This window comes from Nocardia tengchongensis, from assembly GCF_054781395.1.
The window spans coordinates 113,669-134,337 of the sequence record NZ_BAAGUM010000001.1 but is presented as its reverse complement, the minus strand read 5'-3'; the positions used below and the strand labels follow the sequence as shown (position 1 = coordinate 134,337).

19 protein-coding genes are annotated in these 20,669 nt (G+C 67.6%); 7 read left to right on the top strand and 12 right to left on the bottom strand.

The genetic code is table 11. The features are described from left to right. Positions 1–20: 20 nt before the first annotated feature. Positions 21–677 (bottom strand): TetR/AcrR family transcriptional regulator, encoded by a 657-nt coding sequence (locus tag ACYVKL_RS00650; protein ID WP_379170114.1) that lies wholly within the window; start codon positions 675–677, stop codon positions 21–23. A gap of 89 nt (positions 678–766) precedes the next feature. Here ACYVKL_RS00650 and ACYVKL_RS00645 point away from each other — a divergent pair, with 89 nt between their 5' ends. Then, entirely contained in the window at positions 767–2,269 is a 1,503-nt protein-coding gene (locus tag ACYVKL_RS00645; protein WP_379170112.1) for an MFS transporter, read from the top strand. A gap of 294 nt (positions 2,270–2,563) precedes the next feature. Here ACYVKL_RS00645 and ACYVKL_RS00640 read toward each other — a convergent pair whose 3' ends face one another. Continuing rightward, positions 2,564–4,756, bottom strand: a complete 2,193-nt coding sequence (locus tag ACYVKL_RS00640; RefSeq protein ID WP_379170110.1) for a malate synthase G — start codon at positions 4,754–4,756, stop codon at positions 2,564–2,566. Positions 4,757–4,939: 183 nt separating this feature from the next. Between ACYVKL_RS00640 and ACYVKL_RS00635 the strand changes: the two genes are divergently transcribed. From ACYVKL_RS00635 to ACYVKL_RS00625, 3 genes are read left to right on the top strand one after another with little or no spacing between them, the layout of a single operon-like run. Next, positions 4,940–5,686: an SDR family NAD(P)-dependent oxidoreductase gene (locus ACYVKL_RS00635; RefSeq protein WP_379170108.1), complete on the top strand. Its 747-nt coding sequence runs from the start codon at positions 4,940–4,942 to the stop codon at positions 5,684–5,686. Beyond that, positions 5,683–6,324 carry a TetR/AcrR family transcriptional regulator gene (locus ACYVKL_RS00630; protein WP_379170106.1) on the top strand — a complete coding sequence of 214 codons (642 nt, stop codon included), beginning with the start codon at positions 5,683–5,685 and terminating at the stop codon, positions 6,322–6,324. The genes ACYVKL_RS00635 and ACYVKL_RS00630 overlap by 4 nt, the downstream gene beginning before the upstream one ends. Before the next feature lie 2 nt (positions 6,325–6,326). Continuing rightward, positions 6,327–7,616 carry an acyl-CoA dehydrogenase family protein gene (locus ACYVKL_RS00625; protein ID WP_379170104.1) on the top strand — a complete coding sequence of 430 codons (1,290 nt, stop codon included), beginning with the start codon at positions 6,327–6,329 and terminating at the stop codon, positions 7,614–7,616. Between the two features lie 119 nt (positions 7,617–7,735). Here the strand turns inward: ACYVKL_RS00625 and ACYVKL_RS00620 are convergent, their stop codons facing one another. The 5 genes from ACYVKL_RS00620 to ACYVKL_RS00600 form a co-directional block, all read right to left on the bottom strand. Continuing rightward, entirely contained in the window at positions 7,736–8,239 is a 504-nt protein-coding gene (locus tag ACYVKL_RS00620) for a DUF4231 domain-containing protein (RefSeq protein ID WP_379170102.1), read from the bottom strand. Positions 8,240–8,357: 118 nt separating this feature from the next. After that, entirely contained in the window at positions 8,358–9,080 is a 723-nt protein-coding gene (locus ACYVKL_RS00615; RefSeq protein WP_379170100.1) for a PaaI family thioesterase, read from the bottom strand. 130 nt (positions 9,081–9,210) lie between these two features. Then, positions 9,211–10,215 carry an adenylate/guanylate cyclase domain-containing protein gene (locus ACYVKL_RS00610; RefSeq protein ID WP_379170098.1) on the bottom strand — a complete coding sequence of 335 codons (1,005 nt, stop codon included), beginning with the start codon at positions 10,213–10,215 and terminating at the stop codon, positions 9,211–9,213. 47 nt (positions 10,216–10,262) lie between these two features. After that, complete coding sequence (locus ACYVKL_RS00605) at positions 10,263–10,844, bottom strand: DUF305 domain-containing protein (protein ID WP_379170650.1); 582 nt, start codon at positions 10,842–10,844, stop codon at positions 10,263–10,265. A gap of 74 nt (positions 10,845–10,918) precedes the next feature. Next, the gene (locus ACYVKL_RS00600) at positions 10,919–12,496 is read right to left on the bottom strand and encodes an LVIVD repeat-containing protein (protein WP_379170096.1); all 1,578 of its coding nucleotides are present in this window, start codon (positions 12,494–12,496) and stop codon (positions 10,919–10,921) included. A gap of 268 nt (positions 12,497–12,764) precedes the next feature. Between ACYVKL_RS00600 and ACYVKL_RS00595 the strand changes: the two genes are divergently transcribed. The 3 genes from ACYVKL_RS00595 to ACYVKL_RS00585 all read left to right on the top strand — a co-directional run bounded on the left by ACYVKL_RS00595 (position 12,765) and on the right by ACYVKL_RS00585 (position 15,268). After that, positions 12,765–13,373 (top strand): DUF4232 domain-containing protein, encoded by a 609-nt coding sequence (locus ACYVKL_RS00595; protein WP_379170094.1) that lies wholly within the window; start codon positions 12,765–12,767, stop codon positions 13,371–13,373. Between the two features lie 170 nt (positions 13,374–13,543). Further along, the gene (locus tag ACYVKL_RS00590; protein WP_357200767.1) at positions 13,544–14,044 is read left to right on the top strand and encodes a WKL family lipoprotein; all 501 of its coding nucleotides are present in this window, start codon (positions 13,544–13,546) and stop codon (positions 14,042–14,044) included. 177 nt (positions 14,045–14,221) lie between these two features. Further along, a complete protein-coding gene (locus ACYVKL_RS00585; RefSeq protein ID WP_379170093.1) occupies positions 14,222–15,268 on the top strand; it encodes a cupin domain-containing protein in 1,047 nt (348 codons plus the stop codon). A gap of 48 nt (positions 15,269–15,316) precedes the next feature. On the opposite strand, the gene ACYVKL_RS00580 is transcribed toward ACYVKL_RS00585, so the two are convergent. From ACYVKL_RS00580 to ACYVKL_RS00560, 5 genes are all read right to left on the bottom strand, one after another. Then, on the bottom strand, positions 15,317–15,814 hold the full coding sequence (locus ACYVKL_RS00580) for an AAA family ATPase (protein WP_379170091.1): 498 nt from the start codon (positions 15,812–15,814) through the stop codon (positions 15,317–15,319). Positions 15,815–16,102: 288 nt separating this feature from the next. Beyond that, a complete protein-coding gene (locus ACYVKL_RS00575; RefSeq protein ID WP_379170089.1) occupies positions 16,103–16,915 on the bottom strand; it encodes an acyl-CoA thioesterase domain-containing protein in 813 nt (270 codons plus the stop codon). A gap of 87 nt (positions 16,916–17,002) precedes the next feature. After that, positions 17,003–17,887 (bottom strand): 3-methyladenine DNA glycosylase, encoded by an 885-nt coding sequence (locus tag ACYVKL_RS00570; RefSeq protein ID WP_379170648.1) that lies wholly within the window; start codon positions 17,885–17,887, stop codon positions 17,003–17,005. Next, entirely contained in the window at positions 17,887–18,951 is a 1,065-nt protein-coding gene (locus tag ACYVKL_RS00565) for a hemolysin family protein (RefSeq protein WP_379170087.1), read from the bottom strand. The genes ACYVKL_RS00570 and ACYVKL_RS00565 overlap by 1 nt, the downstream gene beginning before the upstream one ends. Continuing rightward, a complete protein-coding gene (locus ACYVKL_RS00560; RefSeq protein ID WP_379170646.1) occupies positions 18,944–20,320 on the bottom strand; it encodes a hemolysin family protein in 1,377 nt (458 codons plus the stop codon). Before ACYVKL_RS00560 ends, ACYVKL_RS00565 begins: the two co-directional genes overlap by 8 nt. Positions 20,321–20,669 lie beyond the last annotated feature (349 nt).

Sequence of the window (20,669 nt, the reverse complement as noted above, 5' to 3'; positions counted from 1 at the left end):
CGGCGCATCGATCAGCCGAGTCAGTCCAGTCGGCCGTAGATCAGGCGCAGGACCGCTTCGGTGAGATCGTCGAGGCCGCGATTCACCTCGTCCGGGGGCGCTGCGGACAACTGCGACAGCCGGCCGTCGCGCATCAGGGTGACGAGAGCTGCCAGCGTTGCCGAGTCGATGCCCTCGGGCGCCAGGCCGGCCGCGCGGTCGCGCTCGATCTTGGCGGCCAGCGCGCTGGTGAATCGGTTCTGGATGGTGGCGATGAATTCGGTCAGCGGCGGGTAGTTGTTGTCGTAACCCTCCAGCGAGCAGACCAGGATCGTGCTGTTGTCGTGCCAGATCGCGGCCGTCCCCGCGAGTTGGGTGCGCAGCAGGTCGCGCTGCGGGCCGGTGGACGGCAGCCAGACGTGGGTCTTGGCGTACCCGTCGCTCACGTCCTCCATCAGGCGCGCGAGAACCGCGTGTTTGGACGGGAAATAGAAGTAGAAGCTGGTGCGCGAAAGGCCTGTCGCGGTGGTGATGTCGTCGACGGTCAGGTTGGCCATCGGCTTCTTGGTCAGCAGCCGGCGGGTCGCGTCGAGGATCTCGGCCTCGCGCTGATCACCCTTCGACACGGCGCCGCGGCGGCGCAGATTCTCGGTCGTGACTCGGGTCTGCTTCACCTTGCGTCCGCCCTGCTGCGCCATGTGTTCACCCTATTCGAGTTCCATTCCTGCAATGGACGTGGCGTCTATCATAATCGACACTGTGTCGATTCCGTCGTAGGGTTTCACGAATGACCTCCCCGCTCGAGCATCGGCGTTCCGCCTCGCCGACCGCGATCGTGCTGACCATGGCCAGCACCGTGTTTCTTCTGGCCATGGCCCAGACCCTGCCCGTGCCGGCGCTGCCGCAGATCGGTGTGCAGCTCGGCGTCTCGGCGACCACCGTCGGATGGGTCACGACCGCGACCATGCTGGCCGCCTCGGCGCTGACACCACTGCTCGGGCGATTGGGTGATGTCTACGGACACAAGCCGGTCATCCTGGCGACGCTGGTGGTGACGCTGGCCGGCAGCCTGATCGCGGCCTCGGCGCACAGCATCGATCTGCTCATCGTCGGAAGGGCCTTGCAGGGCGCCAGTTTCGGCCTGTTCCCGCTGGCGATCAGCGTGTTGCGCCATGAACTTCCCGCCGAGCGCCTGACCGGGGCACTGGCCGTCACCGCGTCGACGCTGGGCGTGGGCAGCGGTGTCGCGCTGGTGGCCACGGGTCTGCTGACGCAGGGCGGCGCGGATTACCGCCGCATCTTCTGGCTGTGCGTGGTGCTGACGGTGGTGGTGCTGGCGCTGGCGTTCTTCATCCTGCCGCGGCGGGCGGGGCAGGGCGGCCGCGTCGATTACGTGGGCGCCGCGGTTCTCGGCGTCGGTCTGGTCTGCCTGCTGCTGCCGATTTCCCAAGGCCACGAATGGGGTTGGGGCAGTGCCCGCGTGATCGGACTGTTCATCGCGTCGGTGGTGGTGCTGGCCGGGTTCCTGGTGCTGCAGTCCAAGCTGCGTTCGCCGCTGGTGGCGACCTCGCTGCTGGCGCACCGTCCGGTCGCGGTCACCAATATGGCCAGCTTCTGCGTCGGTTTCGCGATGTTCAGCGTGTTCCTCGGGGCGACCTATTTCGTCGCGACGCCGCGGGCGCTGGCGGGCTTCGGTTTCGACGCCTCCGTGCTGCGCACCAGCGTGGCCTTCATGCTGCCGGGCGCGGTGGTCTCGGTGGTGATGGGCCCGATCGCCGGCCGCCTGGTCGGGCGGATCGGCGCCCGCTACGTCCTGCTGCTGGCCAGCGTCATCGGCCTGTGCGCGCTGACCGCCCTGGCGGTGCTGCACACGACCAGCGCGGAAGTCGTTGTCGCACTGATCGTCGCGAACGCCGCCATCGCGATCGCCTACGCCGCCATGCCCGCACTCCTGGTCGCCAATGTGGCGCCGCACGAGACCGGCATCGCCAACTCGATCAACTCGATCATGCGCACCGTCGGCGGCGCGATCGGCAGTGCCCTGGTCGTCACCATCCTCACCAGTGACACCCTCGGCCACGCCCTGCCCAACGGCGCGGTGATCGCACTCCCGGCCGAAGGCGCCTACCGCATCGCCTTCCTGACCGGCGCGGCCTTCTTCGCGGTGGCGGCGCTGCTGGCCGGCTTCGGCCTCGGCCGCACCGGCCGCCGCCTGACCCCGCACGAGGTCGAGGAGGACGTCGCCCTGGCTCGCGCCGGCGAATTCGCCACCGCCTCCGCCAGTCTCTGACCCGAAAACGCCCGAACCCCTCCACCGTTCATACGGTGGAGGGGTTCGCGCTATCGTCCGCGCGGTCTTACAGCGGGATCGGGCCCGCCGAGCCCGAGGTGAACCACGACACGGTCGCGTTGACGTGGGTCAGGATGACATTGACGATCTCGAGAACGGCTGAACCCATCGATAAATCCTCATGCTCGGGGTGATTGACGCTGCGCAGCGTATCCGACCCGCTCCGAAACGGGGGAATCCCCGGCCGATGGTGATCGACCGGGGATTCCGTTGCAGCTCAAACGAAGTCGGAGCCTACACGCACTTGGCGGCGGCCTTGGCCTCGCGGCGGCGGCGGTGCAGGATCGGCTCGGTGTAGCCGTTGGGCTGGGTGGTGCCCTCGAGGACCAGTTCCTTCGCCGCCTGGAAGGCGATGGAGGCGTTGAAGTCCGGAGCCATGGCGAAGTACGACGAGTCGCCGGCGTTCTGGCGGTCGACGACGGGGGCCATGCGCTCGAGCGAGGCGATCACGTCGGCCTCGGTGACGATGCCGTGGCGCAGCCAGTTGGCCATCAGCTGGCTGGAGATGCGCAGGGTGGCGCGGTCCTCCATGAGGCCGATGTCCTTGATGTCGGGCACCTTCGAGCAGCCGACGCCCTGGTCGATCCAGCGCACCACGTAGCCGAGGATGCCCTGCGAGTTGTTGTCCAGCTCCTGCTGGATCTCCTCGGGCGACCAGTCGGTGTTCGGAGCGAGCGGGATCTCGAGGATCTCGTCGACGGTGGCGCGGGGGCCGCCCTTGGCGATCTCGGCCTGCCGCTTGAACACGTCCACCAGGTGGTAGTGGGTGGCGTGCAGGGTGGCGGCGGTGGGCGAGGGCACCCAGGCGGTGTTGGCGCCGGACTTCGGGTGGCCGATCTTCTGGACCAGCATCTCGGCCATCAGATCGGGCATGGCCCACATGCCCTTACCGATCTGCGCCTTGCCGGGCAGGCCGGTGGCCAGACCGGTGTCGACGTTCCAGTCCTCGTAGGACTTGATCCACTGCTGGCCCTTCATCTCGGCCTTGCGGACCATCGGCCCGGCCTCCATGGAGGTGTGGATCTCGTCGCCGGTGCGGTCCAGGAAGCCGGTGTTGATGAACACCACGCGGTCCTTGGCGGCGTGGATGGACGCCTTCAGGTTCACCGTGGTGCGGCGCTCCTCGTCCATGATGCCGACCTTGAGGGTGTTGGCCGGCAGGCCCACGACCTCTTCGATGCGGCCGAACAGCTCGTTGGTGAAGGCCACCTCGTCCGGGCCGTGCATCTTCGGCTTCACGATGTAGATCGAGCCGGTGCGGGTGTTGCGCAGCGCGGTCGCGTCGCCGGCGGCGTTCAGCGCGTGCTTGGCGATCAGGACGGTGATCAGACCGTCCATGATGCCCTCGGGGATCTCGTTGCCCGCGGCGTCGATGATCGCGTCGGAGGTCATCAGGTGACCCACGTTGCGCACGAACAGCAGCGAACGGCCGTGCAGCACGAGCTCGCCGCCGTCGATCGCGGTGTAGACGCGGTCCGGGTTCATGGTGCGGGTGAAGGTCTTGCCGCCCTTCGACACCGCCTCGGCCAGATCGCCCTTCATCAGGCCCAGCCAGTTGTGGTAGCAGAGGACCTTGTCCTCGGCGTCCACGGCCGCGACCGAGTCCTCGAAGTCCATGATCGTGGTGACCGCGGACTCCAGCACCAGGTCCTTGACACCGGCGGTGTCGGTGGAACCGATGGGGGAGGACGGGTCGATCTGGATCTCGATGTGCAGCCCGTTGTGCTTCAACAGGATCGAGGTCGGGTTGGCCGGGTCGCCCAGGTAGCCGACGAGGGTGTCGTTGTCGGCCAGGCCGATCTCGGTGCCGTCCTCGAGGCCGACCACGAGCTCGCCGTCCTCGATGGAGTACTTGGTGGAGCCGACGTGCGAGCCGGTGATCAGCGGCACCGCGTCGTCGAGGAAGTTGCGGGCCCACTCGATGACCTTGTCACCGCGGACCTTGTTGTAGCCCGAGCCCTTCTCTGCGCCATTGGCCTCGGAGATGGCATCGGTGCCGTACAGGGCGTCGTAGAGCGAGCCCCAGCGCGCGTTCGCGGCGTTGATGGCGAAGCGGGCGTTCATCACCGGCACGACCAGCTGCGGTCCGGCCTGGGTGGCGATTTCGGCGTCCACGTTCTCGGTACCGATCTGGAAGTCGGCCGGTTCGGGACGGAGATAGCCGATCTCGGTGAGGAACTGCTTGTAGGCAGCCTTGTCGTAGCCTGCGCCCGGGTTCGCGCGGTGCCACTCGTCGATCTTGGCTTGGATGTCGTCGCGTTCCGCCAGCAGTGCGCGGTTGCGGGGGGCGAGGTCATTGATGACGGCCTCGGCACCCGACCAGAACGCGGCGGAATCAACACCGGTGCCGGGGAGGGCCTCGTTCTCCACGAAATCGTGGAGCACCTTGGCAACCTGCAGCCCGCCGACCTGAATCCGCTCTGTCATCTATTGCCTCATTTCGAGAAGCCGGGTGGAAAAAGTACGCCCGTCATATTACTCGCGGTTACTCGGCGGTATTCCCGGGCCTCGCCGTTCGGGCCTCGGCCGATAGGGGTTGATTGTATCGATCGGTACATTTAATGTACTGGGTGGAACATTTTTCGGGGGCACGGCGTGAAGGTGCGGTTCATGGGAAAACCCTTGTCGGGCAAGGTCTCTGTGGTGACGGGCGGCAGTCGCGGACTCGGACGGGAGATGGTGCGCGCGTTCGCGGCCGCCGGATCCGACGTCGTGATCGCCAGTCGCAAGCTCGACGCGTGTGCGGAACTGGCGCGGGAAGTGCGCGACGCCACAGGACAGCGAGCACTGGCCGTGGCCTGCAATGTGGGTGATTGGGCACAGTGCGACACGCTCGCCGACGCTGCCTACGCGGAGTTCGGGCGCGTCGACGTACTGGTCAACAACGCGGGCATGTCGCTGCTCTATCCCAGCTTGGACCAGGTTTCCGAGGCTATGTTCGACAAGGTGATCGCCACCAATCTCAAGGGGCCGTTCCGGCTCTCGGCGCTCATCGGCGCGCGCATGGCCGCCGGCGGTGGGGGATCGATCGTAAATATATCTTCGATCGAGGCCGCCCATCCCGAACCGCTCGCGGTGCCCTACGCGGCTGCCAAGTCCGGGCTCGAGGCGCTGACCGGCGGGTTCGCCCACACCTACGGGCCCTCGGTGCGGGTCAACACCATTCGCTGCGGGCCGTTCGACACCGATATCGCCAAGGCGTGGCCCGCGGAGATGCGGACCGAACTGGCCCGGCACACCGCGCTCGGCCGGCTCGGCGCGCCCGCCGACATCGTCGGGGCCGCGCTGTTCTTCGCCTCCGACGCCTCCGCCTACTGCACCGGCGCGACACTGGCCCTGGACGGTGGATTCCGGTGACCGCCGCCGTCCCGGCCCGCCGCCGCGGCCGCCCGCCCGCCTCGGAGACCGGGCCGGGGGAGACCCGGGAGCGGATCGTGCGCGCGGCGCTGGAGCTGTTCGCGGAGAAGGGTTTCCATGGCACCGGCGTCGCCGAGATCGGGGACCGGGCCGGGGTGCAGCGCGGGGCGCTGTACTACCACATCGGGTCCAAGGAGGAGCTGCTGTGGCAGATCCTCGGCGACTACACGCGGCTCATGCTGGCCGAGGCCGAGCGGATCGCGCACGGCGCCGACTATCCGGTCACCAAGCTGCGCAAGCTGATCCACTCGCATGTGGTCATGATCATCGAGAACCGTCGCGCCGTCGCGATCCAGCTGCGCGACGTGGCCGCCCTCGGCGGTGAGCGGGCGCGCGAACTGCAAGAACTGCGTGACCGCATTCAAACCCTGTGGCAGCAGGTCATCGACGCGGGCACCGCCGCGGGCGTGCTGCGCACCGCCGACCACGTGGTCACGAACGGCGTGCTCGGCATGCTCAATTCGGTGACCTTCTGGTATCGGCCCGACGGGCAGCACACGCCCGACGAGATCGCCGGCATTCTCTGCACCACCGTCCTGGACGGACTCATCCAACCGCGTACGAGCACGAAAGGCTGACCATGGCTTGGGATTTCGGCACCGACCCGGAGTATCAGAAGAAGTTGGACTGGGTCGCGGAGTTCGTCCGCACCGAGGTGGAACCCCTCGACCTGATCTACCCCAACCCGTATGACCGCACCAACCCCGAGATTCGCGCGCTCATGAAGCCGCTGCAGGAGAAGGTGAAAGAACAGCAGCTGTGGGCCTGCCACCTGGGTCCGGAACTAGGTGGCCCCGGTTACGGGCAGTTGAAGCTGGCCCTGCTCAACGAGGTGCTCGGCACCTCGCAGTGGGCGCCGCTGGTGTTCGGCTGTCAGGCCCCGGATTCCGGCAATGCCGAGATCCTGGCGCATTTCGGGACGCCCGAGCAGAAGGCGAAGTACCTGCAGCCGCTGCTCGACGGCGAGATCGGGTCCTGCTACGTCATGACCGAGCCGACCGGCGGCTCGGACCCGACGGCCTTCGTGACCCGCGCGGTCCGCGACGGCGACGAGTGGGTCATCAACGGCGAGAAGTGGTTCAACTCCGCCGCCGAATTCGCCACCTTCCATATCGTCATGGCGGTCACCGATCCGGACGCGCCCCCGCACCAGCGGTTGTCGATGTTCATCGTCCCCGCCGATACCCCGGGCCTGGAGATCGTGAAGAACTTCACCGTCCCCGGCTTCAGCGAACATGAAGGCCACCTGCGGTTCACCGATGTCCGCATTCCCGCGGATTCGTTGCTCGGGGCCGAGGGGCTGGGCTTCATCGTGGCCCAGACGCGTCTGGGCGGCGGGCGGGTCCACCACGCCATGCGCACGGTCGCGTTGGTGCGCAAGGCCTTCGACATGATGTGCGAGCGCGCCGTGTCCCGCCCGATGGGCAGGGGCACCCTCGGCGGCAAGCAGATGACGCAGGAGAAGATCGCCGAATCCTGGATCGAGATGGAGCAGTTCCGGCTGCTGGTGCTGCGCACCGCGTGGCGCATCGACCAGGAGCAGGACTACCGCAAGGTGCGCCACGACATCGCCGCCATCAAGGTCGCCATGCCGAAGGTCATGCACGACATCGCCCAGCGCGCGATGCACCTGCACGGCGCCATCGGCGTCAGCACCGACCTGCCGTTCACCGACATGATGACCTATGCGCAGATCATGGCCATCGCGGACGGGCCGACCGAGGTCCACAAGATCACCTTGGCCAAGGAGGTCCTCAAGGGGTACGCCCCCGCGGATCCGGTGTACCCCACCGGCTATCGGCCCGTGCTGCGTGAGAAGGCTCGCCAACTGGTCGCCGAGCGGCTCGAGCACACCATCGCCAACCTCTGACCCGCAGCCGGTGGCACATCCCCGAGGGCAACCCCGGGATGTGCCACTCGGCGATCAGGTGGCGGGATCGTCGAATAGCCCGTCCTGGATGGTGTTTCGGAAAATCCAGGGTGTGCTGATCAGCCGGCGGGGGTTGGTTCGTCGATGGTGCGGACGTAGGTGTCGATGTAGGTCGACAGGAGCAGTTCGACCGTGGTGATGAACTTGGTGGTGTTCGCCGGCGTGGGGCCACCTTCGTAACCGTCCGCGCCCGACACGAACTTCCAGCCCTCCGACAACAGCGCCTGCTGGGTGCGGCGGTTGGCGGCCAGACGCTGATCGGTGCGGAAGATCGCCGTACTGCCGGTGGCGACCACCGTGATGCCGCCGGCCACCGCGGTCGCGGTGCGGATCAGCGAGCCCTCGAACCCGGCCAGACCGGTGACCACGGCACTGGCCACCATGGCCACGAAACGGGTGAACTGACCATAGTTGCGGAACCGGCCGGTGAGGCGGTTCGTATTCGCCACTTCGCGGGCGTAGGTGCTGGTCCAGAAGTGGTGGAACGCGGGACCGACTGCTGTCCAGTCGATGACCTCGGCCATCGCGTCGGTTTGGGCCGTCGGTGATGCGGATCCTGCCACGCGGCCAGTCTGACACGAGACCCGTGGCCGCGCCTGCCGGTTGTCGCGAGTCAGGTTCTTGGCCAATGGAATTCGTCCGCTTCGACCAATTCGACCGTTGCGGGGGTGTCGTGCCGGATCAGCCCTGCCGGGGCTCGATCCAGAGCGCTTCGGACAATGCGCACAGCTCGCCGTCGGCGGTCGAGAGTGCCACGCCCACCGTGTGTTTGCGGCCGTCGCGGGCGACCACCCAGGCGTGGGAGATGTAGTCGGCTCCGGCGTACATCGGTCGCAGCTGGGTCGCGGTGAGGGCGGCAGTGAACGCGCCGCTGCCCATCTCGGAGAAGACGAAGGCCGCGCGGCCGCCCGGGCAGTCGAGCGCCGACCAGACGATTTCCGGTGGCAGTTCCCCGGTCTCGTCGGCGAGGCCCGCGTCGGGAGTCCAGGCCGCGGCCATCATCCGCGTACCGGGCAGCTCCGACGGGAACAGCCGCAGCCCGCGACCGGACGCACAGCCCAGCCCGCAGCCGTAGCAGTCGGTGACGGTCCGGTCGCCCGACAAGGCCAGTTCGACAGCGGATTTCGCGGCGGTCCACGACGGAGTGGGCCGCGGGTCCAGGGTCAGCACGCTCGGTGTGGCCTCGACCAGCAGGGTGTCGTCGGTGTCGGTGAACGCGGCCCGGCCGCCCGCGGGGCTCGACAACCGGATCGGGGTGCCGACCATGACCGCACGGCGGAAATCGACGCGCACGGTGTCCCCGCCGGCCTCGGCGGCCAGCAGGCCCGCGAGATACCCGCCGAACACGATCTCCGGATAGCCGTGGATGTGCGCGGGAATGGTGAGCGCTTCCGCCTGGGTCATCGTGGCAGGCCAACCCTTCCCCGGCCACCGTGGCCGATCATCACACCTGACGATACCCACCGCCCGAACCGCCGATCTCGTGAGATTTCGCACCCGCCGTCACCGACCCAGGTGGGCGCGGTGCGCAGGGCTATCGGCGTTTGCGCTCGCGGACGACGTGGGAGCGGAGGCGGGAGATGCCCTTCACCCGCACGCTGCGCAGATGGCGCAAGGTCAGGTCGGTGTCGGCGTCGAGGACCGCGGCGGCGCCGTCGTCGGCGAGGACCGTGCCGGGGCGGGCGACGCCGGTGAGGCGGGCGGCGACGTTGACGACGGTGCCGTAGAGGTCGCCGAAGCGGGTGAGGACCGGGCCGTAGGCCAGGCCGACGCGGATCTGGGGCATCTCCGAGATCGTCTGGGCCGCACGGGCGATCGCCTTGTGCATGTCCAGGGCGATGCGGGCGCCGTCGCGGGGGTGCTCGGCGGCGAACATGACCTCGTCGCCGACGTTCTTGATGACCCAGCCGCCGTGGGCGGTGATCACCTCGGTGGTGGTGGTCTCGAAAGCGTCCAGCAGTTCGGTGAGTTCATCGGGATCGAGGTGCCGCGACAGGCGGGTGTAACCCACCATGTCCGCGAATCCGACCAGCAATGGCCGTGTGGCGCTGCCGGATTCGTGGGATCGGCTCAGGGCGGCGGCCATGTGCCGTTGCCAGGCGTAACCCTGCAGCTCGGCGAGGACGGCGATGGCGCGGGCGGTGGCCTCGTGGCTCGCCTCGGGCGCGACGTGCCCGCCCTCGGCGGCGAGGCGGCCGGTGACCTCGCGGGTGATCAGGTCAGCCTGCCATTCGGCCAGGCGCGCCATCGCCTGGCCCATCGTGCGAGCGGCGGCGACCTGACTCTGCTCATTGGTCAGCGAGGCCGCGCTCAGCGCCGCGAAGGCGCGCACCGCGGCCACGTCGCTGTCGGTGAACGCCACCTCGTCGTCGCTCGCGGCGGCCGGAAATCCCAGGGCCACCCACAATTTCCGGGCCTGCTCGACGGGGACGCCGGACAGTTCGGCGACCTGGGTGCGGGTGTACCGGCGCGGCCCGCCCAGCAGTGACTGCTCGACCACCGCGTCGACGATCTCGGTCGACCCACCGGATTCGATCATGCGGTCAGTACAGCACACGGCACGGTCGTGAGGGGCGGTCGGGAATCTCACGACAGGGGTTGGGCATTGCGTTGCGCGAGCATGATCGTCATGAGCCCCGCTTCCTGGGACTGGGCGGCGATCATGCCGCGCGCGGCCTCCTTCACCGGGCCCGACGCGACCAGCTGATCGGCCGCCTTCGCCATGGCCACGCCGCCACGATGATGACGCAGCATGAGTTGCAGGAACAGGACTTCGGCGTCCTTGCCGCGGGCGACGGCCAGGGCGTCCAGTTCTGTCTGGGTCGCCATCCCGGGCATGGCGGTGCCGTTGGTGGCGGCCATGGTCGGCATCGAATGATCGTGCGCACCGGCCGAATCCGAGGTCATCCACGCCATCGGATGCTTGGAGTCCGGTGACGCGTTCGCCAGGCGCAGCCAGCCGAGCAGGGTGCCGATTTCCATGCGCTGGGCATCGGCGATCTGCTGGGCCAGCTGACGCACGGTCGGATCGACGCCGGAATCCAGGCGCTGCACCATGATCAGGGCCTGCCCGTGGTGCGCGGCCATGTCCTGACTGAACCCGATCTCGGTCTGATTGAGCACAGCCGGTGTCTCGTGCTCGGGGATCAGCAGGGGGCGCAGCAGCATCCCGGCGGCCAGCAGGGTGAGGGCGAGCACGGCGATCGCCAGTGGCCGCCGCACCCGTTCACGCAGGGTTCCCGTCACGAACCCACCACGGACTGCTGGTCGGCGGGCGGCGTGTACACGTCCTCGGCGAGCTGCAACACCATGAACCCGTTGTCATTGCAGGTCGCCCACAGCTGGCTGCCGTGCCACTCCGGCGGCGAGAAGCACCAGTCGGTGGACAGGTCGCCGAAGGCCAGCATGCCCGTCCGTGACGAGAGCGCCTGGTTGGGATCGAACTTGCCCTCCAGCATGGCGCGCGCCGCCGACGGGAACTCCATGACCGGCGGGCCGATCAGCGAGGCCAGCGCGTGTGGAGAGTTCCACAACTCCAGGTTGCGGCCCTTGCGCGCGGGCGGATTGAAGTAGGCGATCTCCTTGGGGTGGAACGGATCCCGCACATCGAACACGCGGATACCGGATTCCTCCCATCCGCAGGCCAGCGCGGTCGGATTGGTGGGCCGGTCGGCGGCGCAGTAGTGGGCGTCGTAGGAGAACACCGAGCCGCCCATGGCCGAGGCCAGCGCCGAATCCTGGTTCTCGGGCAGGTTGATCTCCAGTTTGAGCTTGGCCGCCACCGACGGATTGGTGTCGTCGGAGACGTCGATGAGCTTCACCCCGCCCGCGCCGCCCTCGTCCACGGTGAACAGGTAGGGCTTGCCGTCGTAGGTGACCGGGATGCTGTGCTGGGTCGCCCAGCCGTCGGTCCAGAACACCCGTCCCAGATGGGGGACCTGCGGATTCGGGTCGCGGCGCTGGACGGCGCTGATGTCGAGCACCGTGAAGCCGCCGAGCGCGGACAGGTACATGCGGTTGCCGTCGGGGCTGATGCCGAAGCCGTGCGCCTCGATGCCGGTCAGGCCCTGCCAGATCACGTGTGGATTGGCCGGATCGGTCAGATCGACCGCGCTGACGAAGCCGGGCGCGATGCCCGAAGCCCAATAGGTGCGACCGTCGGGGGAGAAGCCGCCCTCGTGCGTCGTGATGGGCAGCGGCATCAGCAGATTCGTGCCCGCGCCCGGGTTCAGCAGCCGCGGGTGCGCGCAGTCTGAGATGTCGTACACCGACAGGTATCCCGCGCCCTCGCCGACCGGAACACCGGTGCCCACCAGCAGTTTCCGCTCGGCATTGACCTTCAGCGACTCCCAGGTGCCCGCGAGCATGGCCGGTTCGGTGAGGCTGCCGGTCTCCACCGGGTTCGCCGGATCCGACACGTCGAGCACCTGCACGCCCTGCGCGGGTCCGAGAATATTGCCCGGGAACAGCGATCCGGTGTACGAGCAGTGGTCGTAGGTCGTCGAGGTGATGCCCGCGCCCTTCCCGACATACCCGCCCACGAACGACAGGTTGCAGCGATAGCCCAGTGTGCTGCGCCCGCTGTTGCGGTCGTCGGCCGGAACATCGCCCTGCAGGCCTCTTTCCGGCAGCGAGTCCGCCCCGCACTCCGCCCGCGGGACCGAGGTGCGCCCCACGTCCAGGAACTGCTGCACCTGATCGGCGAGATCGGACTGCAGGTCCGCCGATGCGCCGTGCATCGGCAGGACCGCCGCCCCCAGCAGCGTCACCGCCAGCACCGCCGCCGGCTTGGACCGCCGGATGCCCGTGAACCGCCCCATCGCGGTACCCCCGTCTTTGTTGTGCCTGCCCGTTTGTGTCGTGACCGGGCGCACAAGCCGAGGTGCGATGTGGTCACGGTTACATCGCGAACGCTAACTCATAAACTGACCGCTCGGTAGATCTAGCGCAAAATTGTCTGTGACAGTTTGTGGCGGTGGGTCGGTAGTTCGGCCTGGGCACTGCCGAAAACCGGTGCGGCGGTGGTTAACAGGGTCGTCCCTGGAGTCGATCTCGAAGAGGTCCGATGATCGAAGGGGTAGGTGCACGATGCGTTCGACAATATTGACGGTGCTACTGGCCGGCGCCGTGGTCGCGGCCGCGACCGGTTGCACGGACGGGGCGACGCCCGGATCCGCCCCGGCGACCTCCGCGGCCCCCGTCTCATCCGGCGGCGGAAGTCCCAGCGCCACAGGCAACCCCGGCCCCGCGACCGGCACCCCCGCCACCACCACCTCCGCCGACACCCCGATCGCCGCCTGCGCGCCCGGCCAGGTCGAGATCACCGCCAAGGGCCGGGGCGCCGCCATGAGCCACCACGGCATCACCCTCACCTTCTCGATCGCCAACCCCGCCCAGGCGTGCACCCTGCACGGCTACCCCGGTCTGGACGAGACCACCGACACCGGCGAGGTGATCCACGCCGAGCGCACCCCCGGCGGTTACATGGCTCAGGACGCCGACCCCGAAGCCACGGTCGTCGTCGAATCCGGCCACCCCGCCCAGGCCGTCGCCGAGTCCGTAGCCTGCGGCGTTTTCGGCAAACCCGACCTGAAGGTAGTGAAAACCCAAGTAACCCCGCCCAACTCGACCGACACCCGGACCGTCGACGCCTCCCTCGATACCTGCAACCTGAAGATCCACCCGGTCACGGCGTAGCCCCTTCGCGGGGTGGGCGAATTATGAGGGTTTGGCCTGAAAATGCTCCGGCGCCCGGTTCGGGTAACCGCTCGGCGCGCTCCCTCGGTACCCTCTACGCCGTGCGCCGACCTCCCCGACTGGGCGGTCGGCTTGCGCACCAGTGGTATTCGGAACGTGAAGGATGTGCATTGAAGCTCCGTCAGAGTGGACGTCTCGCCGTGGCGGCGTTGGCCGTCGTGACCGTATTCGGTCTGTCGGCCTGTGGTAGCGGTGAGAAGCACCCGGGCCACACGCCGGCCAAGCCGTCGACGTCGAAAATGGCGTCCGGCCAGACGTATCCGCCCGCCCCGTCCGCGACGGAGCTGAACACCGCCATGCAGAAGGTCCTCGACCCCAGCGTCCCCGACGCCGAGAAGCTGGACCTGATGCAGGGCATGCAGGCCGACCCCAGCCTCCCGTCCCGCCTGGTCGAGGCCTACAAGCAGAACAACGCCTCCATCACCGTCACCAACGTCGTCGACCTCGGCAACGGCACCCTCACCGCCGACGCCCAGGCAGCCATCAACGGCGGCGCCCCCCAACAGGCGGTCGTCCCCTTCGTCGCCGAAGCCGGCAAGTGGAAGGTCCAGAAGGACTGGATCTGCAACATCCTCTCCCTCGCCAACCAGACCTCCCCGGCCTGCAGCTGAGTTCCGGCGTTGCCGGGCCACGGGGCCGGACGTTGCGTCCGGCCCCGTGGCGCCACCGCACCGTCTGATCGGGCAGTGTGAACTCCCCGGTGTGCGGCAGGGTCGCGGGGTGACGACAGGCGTACCATCAGGCGTGCTCGGCGCTCGAGATCTTGTCCCTGCGAACAAGGTGGAGCAATGCGCCAACCGTCGATCCATGTCGCCTCGCTCGTAGCCGGCGAAGAGATGCACGACAGTGAACTCGGTTCGATTCACCGGCTCACGGCGGACAACTTCCCGGTCTTGAACGGTTTGTCGATCAAACGACTCCGGCTGGCTCCCTCCGCGATTCGCGAACCACACTGGCACGCGAACGCCACCGAACTGACCTACTGTCTCGCAGGGCACGCGCTGGTGTCGGTTCTGGACGACGGAAGCAAGTTCTCGTCGTTCCTGGTCAGCGCCGGAGAGATGTTCCACATCGAGTCGGGTGCGCTGCACCACGTCGAGAACATCGGTGACACCGACGCGGAATTCGTCATCGCCTTCCGGCATGAGCGACCAGAAGACTTCGGCTTCAGCGCGGCCCTCGGCGCGATGACCGACGCGGTCCTCGGAAACACTTACGACCTCCCTGCCGAGGCCTTTGCGAATATCCGGCGCAGCACCACGGCGAAGCTGATCGTCGCCCGGGAAGGCGCCCCCGATATCCCGTCGGCGGCCCATTTCGGGGACCCGCATCATTACGCCGTCGAAGCCATGGCGCCGCCGCTGGAGTACTCGGCCGGATCGGCCCGCTTCGCCCGGCGACAGTATTGGCCTGCCCTGCACGACATCTCGATGTACTCCCTGCGAGTCAGCGAAGACGGTATGCGCGAACCACATTGGCATCCGGTGACCGCCGAAATGGGCTACGTGCACAAGGGTTCGGCGCGGATGACGATCATGAACCCCGACGGCGCCCTCGACACCTACATCGTCAACGAGGGTGAGGTCTACTTCGTCCCCCGCGCCTACCCGCACCACATCGAGGTGATCGACTCACCCGAGATCCACCTCCTCATCTTCTTCGACCAGCCCACCCCCGCCGATATCGGCTACCGCGCCTCGATGAGCGCCTACTCCCGCAAAGTCCTGGCCGCCACATTCGGCGTCGCGCTCGCCGACCTCCCACCCCTACCCTTCACCCCGTCCGACCCCCTCCTCGTCACCCGCCGCAACCCCCTCGACCCCGTCGCCGACTGAGCGCCCGTCGCCTCGACGGCACCCTCCCTGCCGTCGCCGTCTGCCGCCCTAGGAACCGCGGATGTCGTTGCAAATGCGGTTGATGACGGCATCCATGCCGCAGCCGGCGTCGAGGCGGACTTCGTCGACGAACGGGAGCGGTTGCCAGCCGTGGTACCACTGGGCCATCTGGTCGGGGGTGAATTGGTCGGCTTCGGGTCGGCCGGCGTGGCGGCGGACGGTCTCGTCGAAGGAGAGGTCGAATCCGTAGTGGAATGAGCGGGTTGCGGATTCGGTGAGGCGTTCGAGTGTCGCGCCGTATCGATTCGCGTCGAGGATGCCCTCGACGATCACGATGAGGCCGCGGGTCAGACCGAATGCGGCGATGTGCTCGATGAGGTCGATGTTGGCCGCGCCTGGGACGTCGGACTCGCGCAACATGTGGCGTCGGACCGTATCCTGCGGCACGACAAGGCAACTCGCGCGCGGGAAACGCTGTTGCACTCCGTTGGCCACCGTTGTCTTGCCGGAGCCGGAGTTGCCGCGGATCACGACGAGGGTGCTCATGGTTCGACGGCTCGCGGATCGCCCAGCCGCTGAAGCGCATACGTGATCTCGTCCCGAGCCAGCCCGCCGAGATCGGTGTCGGCCAACCTCCGGATCAACTCGAACGTCGCGGACCGATCCGCCTGCTCCGTAATCCGCTCCAACACAACACTCACACGCGCCCACCAATCCTCGCCGAGCCACCCCATCCGGACTATCGAGAATCCTCGGCCCACAGCCCGAACAACGCCAGTCGATTTCCATTCCGATGGCATCGCAAGCGACAGCCCGTTGTAGCCGGCGGCGTGGCTAGAAGTGCACCTGCCGTTGGGTGTTCGCGACCGCGGTGATCGAAGAGACGCCGAGAGTGCCGTATTCGTCGTAGAGGTTGGCGGAACCGATCGCTATGCCGTCGGCCGCGTGTTGTCCGTTCGATTCCAGACCCAATCCGTCGGATTCGGGCATGCGGAACAAGTTCATCGTGACGTCGACGTTGATGAAGGGCACGCTGTCGCCGTCCCAGTTGGTGATGAAGCTGGTGGCCTCCGCCAGTGTGGCGACGCGGATGAACGGTGTGGCCTTCTCGCCTCGGACAGCGGGAACCATTGTCCGGGTCCACATTCGCTTGCGGGCGTTGTTTCGGTGGTCGGCGAAGTCGGCCGACCAATCGTGTGGATGGTCGGCGCTGCTCAGCATCGGTGGCGGGGTGTCGCCTTCGGAGTCGGCCGCGTCCGGGCGAGAGAATTCCGCTGCTGGCGTCCAGGCGCGGCCTGCGGCCCGGTCGTCGTCCCGAGGCCGGACGAACAGTCCGGATGCCCGAACGACCACCTGGTCGGACTGCGCCAGTTCCAGGTGGACCAGCGCGACTCGCGTGCTCGACCGAACCAGCTTGGCCCGCACCGAGATCGAGTCGAACGTCGTCATCTTGACGAAATCGATGGTGAGACGGCAACCGGCCGCCTCGAACGGGCAACCCCGTTCCAACTCCCGAGCCACGAGCGCGGTCAGCCCCTGCCCTCCGATCGTGTCCTGCCCCCACGGCCCCCGCGCCGCCTCGAGCGGAACGAATCCCTCGCCTTGTATATCGAAGAACCCGGTCGCAGAATCCTCGGCCTGTGACATGTTGCGCCCCTCCCTGTTTCGTTCTGCATCGCGATGATGCCCGCCAATGCTAGAACGAGTTCCAATTAGGGATCGAGATGGCGGCGGCTAGGGCTCGGTGGTCAGCAGGGCTCGGCAGGCGTCGAGTAGTCGGGCTCGGAGGGCTTCTGATCGGGCGGCGATGTCGGCTTGGGCTCGGACGTATTCGGCTCGGCCGGAGGGGGTTTCGATGCGGATGGGGGTGTAGCCGTAGGTGAGGAGGTCGTAGGGGCTGGCCTTCATGTCGAGTTCGCGGGCGGCGCAGGCCAGGTCGAAGGCGTCGAACAGGAGGTCGGAGGGGATCAAGGGGGTTAGTTTGAAGCCCCACTTGTAGATGTCCATGTTGGCGTGGAGGCAGCCGGGTTGTTCGCGGGAGATTTGGGAATCTCGGGTCAGCGGTTCGATGTTGAGAGGCACTGCTTCGGGGGTGAAGAAGCGGAAGGCGTCGAAGTGGGTGCAGCGGATTTGCATTGATTCGACTACGGCGTCGGTGCCGGCGGAGCTCAGGCGGAGGGGGACCTGTTGGTGGCGGACGGCGTCGGTGCGGTAGACCATGGCCCACTCGTGCAGGCCGAAGCAGGAGAGCTGGGCCGGGCGGGAGGCGGTCGCGGACAGCAGACTCGCGACGAATTCGATGGTGTCGCGACGCTTTTCGAGGAAAGCGGGGTCGGCGGTCCAGCCGGGGGTGGCGGAGTCGAGCGAGACCTGGTGGTAGCCACGGGAACCCGTGTAGTCGTCGGCATCGGTGAGGGTGACGCCGAAACCCGGGTGCCAGCGTTTGAGCTGGGACGGCTTATTGCCGTAGTAGGTGAACAGGAAATCGATCACCGGATGCTTCGTACCTGCCGCGCGCTGTCCCAGATACGGGCCGAGCAGCGCATCGACGCGGTCACGGTGAGCGGCCGCCCGGTCCCGCCATACGGGACCGGGCAGCACGTCGAGACGAGAATCCATCACTCGGCGAGGCGGTGGGTGGCGTCGCGGACGGTGCCCACGAACTCCTCCACCAGGTCTTCCAACGCCACGATGCCGACGGTATTGCCGCGGCTGTCCACCACACGCCCCAGGTGGGAGTTGGTGCGGCGCAGCCGGGCCAACGCTTCGAACAAGGTGGTGCCCATGCTGACGGTGGGCAGTGGACGGATATCGGTGCGGGGGATCGGGGTGCCCGGGCCCGCGTCCTCGTCGGCGGTCAGGTCGAGCACATCCTTGACGTGCAGGTAGCCGACCAGCGAGCCGTCATCCGCACGCACCGGGTAACGGGAGAAGCCGGTTTCGGCGACAGCGGATTCGATGTCGCCGAGCGTGGTTCCGTCGCCACGCAACGGCACCGACCGGGCCTTGGCCAGCGGCACCATCACGTCGGCGACGATCCGATCGCTGGAACCCAGCGCCTGGGTGAGACGACGATGCTCTTCCTCGTCGAGCAAACCCTCCGAACGCGATTCACCGAACATCTCCGCCAGCTCGTCGGAGGACACCGTCGAATCCAGCTCGTCCTTGGGTTCGATGCGCAGCGCCCGCAGCGAGATATTGGCCGCGAAGTTGTAGATCGCGATCAACGGCTTGGCCAGGCGCAGCCACAGCAGATGCAGCGGAACCAGCAGCAGCGCCATGCGTTCCGGGCCGGCGAGCGCGATATTCTTCGGAATCATCTCGCCGAGCAGGATGTGCAGGATCACCACGATGGTCAGCGCCAGCGCGAACGAGACCGGATGCAGCAGCGAATCCGGCACACCCACCAGATCGAACGGCTTCTCCAGCAGGTGCGCCACCGCCGGCTCACCCACCCGGCCGAGCAGGATCGAGCAGATGGTGATGCCCAGCTGCGCGGCCGCCAGCATCATCGACAGGTTCTGGCCCGCCTCGATGACGGTGTTGGCACTGCGTTTGCCCTGCGCCGCAAGCGCTTCCAGACGGTCGCGGCGCGCCGAGATCAGAGCGAACTCCGCGCCCACGAAGAACGCGTTGCCGAGCAGCAGCAGGAACGTCAGCAGGACGGCGTACAGGTCACCCATGGGTCTGCTCCCAGATCGCGAGGGCCTCGGCGTCGATGGGCCGGATCAGGACGCGGTCGATCCGCCGGCCGTCCATGCGCTCCACGGTGGCGATCCAGCCGCCGCGGGTGTGCGTGTGCTCGAGCTGATGGTTGCCGGGTTCGGGCAGCAGCACCTCGTCGCCGGTCTCCGGGATCCGGCCCAGACGGGTCAGCACCAGGCCGCCCAGGGTTTCGTATTCGCCCTCGGGCGGGTCGTATCCGGTGGTGCGGGACACCTCGTCGATGCGCATCAGGCCCGAGCAGTTCCAGCCGTTCGGGGTGCGGCGCACATCGACTTCCTCCTCGTCGTGCTCGTCGCGCACGTCGCCGAGGATCTCCTCGATCAGGTCCTCCATGGTGACGATGCCCGCGGTGCCGCCGTATTCGTCGACCACCAGCGCCACCTGCATGCCGTCGCGGCGCACCCGCTCGAGCACCTCGTCGCCGTCCAGACTGGCCGGCACGATCGGCACCTGCTGCGCGATCGACTTCAAGGTGATGTTGCGGCGGTCCTTCACCGGATGCACGAAGGTCTGCTTGATGTGCACGAACCCGAGCGTGTTGTCGAGATCGCCGTCGATGACCGGGAACCGGGAGTAGCCGGTCTCGCGGGCGGCGTCGATCAGATCGGCGAGAGTGCAATCCTGATCGAGGGTTTCGATGGTCATGCGCGGCGTCATGAGTTCCTCGGCGGTGCGCTCACCGAACTGCAGCGAGCGATCCACCACCTGCGCGGTGCGCTGATCGAGCGCCCCGTGCAACGCGGAAGTCCGCACCAGCGAACCCAATTCCTGCGGTGATCGCGCCGAACGCAGTTCCTCGGCCGGTTCGATACCCAGTCGGCGCACCGCCCAGTTGGCGGCCCCGTTCAGGAAGTTGATCATCCATTTGAAGACGCTGGAGAAGGCGATCATCGGCCCCGCGGTCCAGCGCGCGGTTTCCAGCGGGGAGGCGATGGCGATGTTCTTGGGCACGAGTTCGCCGTAGATCATCGACAGCGAGGTGGCCAGGATCAGCGCCAGCGCCAGGGAGATGCCCTGCCGGGTACCGTCGCTCACGCCGAAAGCGTTCAGCATCGGTTCCAGCAGCCGGGCCAGCACGGGCTCGGCGATGTAACCGGTGATCAGCGTGGTGATGGTGATGCCCAGTTGGGCGCCCGACAACTGGAACGAGAGGGTGCGATGCGCCTGTCGCACCTGCCGGGCGCGGCGGTCGCCGTCACGGGCGTGCGCCTCCACGGTGGAGCGTTCCAGGGCGGTGAGGGAGAACTCGGCGGCCACGAACAGCGCGGTGCCGGCGGTCAGAGCGATGAATCCGAGCAGACTCAGAACGGTGAGCAGGGCCGACACGGTCAGTACCACCTGGCCGTTTCCGAAGCCGGAAGAGCGGGGAAGCCGGGTTTGTCACCCGGCTCGGTAGAGGAGCCCTCCTGTGAAGCGCCCTTGGACGCGGGTGACAACTGGTTCCTTTCGCAGGGGTTGCAGGCGGAGATACGCCACGGATACCCAGTTCCTGGGTCCGGTCAGGCCATGCTACCGGGCGGCTTACGGCGATTCCGCACAGCGGGGCCGTATCACATCGCGGGCGGGCTTCGAATCACCGGCCGACGGCCGGGACGCGATGTGGGCGGACCGGGTCCGCACACGCGAAACCCGGCGGATCCGAGCGGACCCGCCGGGTTCGTGGTGTGCAGTACTA

Bases quoted from the DNA above. Each gene is read 5' to 3' on its own strand.
- ACYVKL_RS00600 (WP_379170096.1), bottom strand. From the start codon at position 12,496: ATGGGGCGGTTCACGGGCATCCGGCGGTCCAAGCCGGCGGCGGTGCTG.
- ACYVKL_RS00605 (WP_379170650.1), bottom strand. From the start codon at position 10,844: ATGCTGCTGCGCCCCCTGCTGATCCCCGAGCACGAGACACCGGCTGTG.
- ACYVKL_RS00575 (WP_379170089.1), bottom strand. From the start codon at position 16,915: ATGTCACAGGCCGAGGATTCTGCGACCGGGTTCTTCGATATACAAGGC.
- ACYVKL_RS00610 (WP_379170098.1), bottom strand. From the start codon at position 10,215: ATGATCGAATCCGGTGGGTCGACCGAGATCGTCGACGCGGTGGTCGAG.
- ACYVKL_RS00580 (WP_379170091.1), bottom strand. From the start codon at position 15,814: ATGAGCACCCTCGTCGTGATCCGCGGCAACTCCGGCTCCGGCAAGACA.
- ACYVKL_RS00570 (WP_379170648.1), bottom strand. From the start codon at position 17,887: ATGGATTCTCGTCTCGACGTGCTGCCCGGTCCCGTATGGCGGGACCGG.
- ACYVKL_RS00625 (WP_379170104.1), top strand. From the start codon at position 6,327: ATGGCTTGGGATTTCGGCACCGACCCGGAGTATCAGAAGAAGTTGGAC.
- ACYVKL_RS00635 (WP_379170108.1), top strand. From the start codon at position 4,940: ATGGGAAAACCCTTGTCGGGCAAGGTCTCTGTGGTGACGGGCGGCAGT.
- ACYVKL_RS00640 (WP_379170110.1), bottom strand. From the start codon at position 4,756: ATGACAGAGCGGATTCAGGTCGGCGGGCTGCAGGTTGCCAAGGTGCTC.
- ACYVKL_RS00585 (WP_379170093.1), top strand. From the start codon at position 14,222: ATGCGCCAACCGTCGATCCATGTCGCCTCGCTCGTAGCCGGCGAAGAG.
- ACYVKL_RS00650 (WP_379170114.1), bottom strand. From the start codon at position 677: ATGGCGCAGCAGGGCGGACGCAAGGTGAAGCAGACCCGAGTCACGACC.
- ACYVKL_RS00595 (WP_379170094.1), top strand. From the start codon at position 12,765: ATGCGTTCGACAATATTGACGGTGCTACTGGCCGGCGCCGTGGTCGCG.
- ACYVKL_RS00645 (WP_379170112.1), top strand. From the start codon at position 767: ATGACCTCCCCGCTCGAGCATCGGCGTTCCGCCTCGCCGACCGCGATC.
- ACYVKL_RS00615 (WP_379170100.1), bottom strand. From the start codon at position 9,080: ATGACCCAGGCGGAAGCGCTCACCATTCCCGCGCACATCCACGGCTAT.
- ACYVKL_RS00565 (WP_379170087.1), bottom strand. From the start codon at position 18,951: ATGGGTGACCTGTACGCCGTCCTGCTGACGTTCCTGCTGCTGCTCGGC.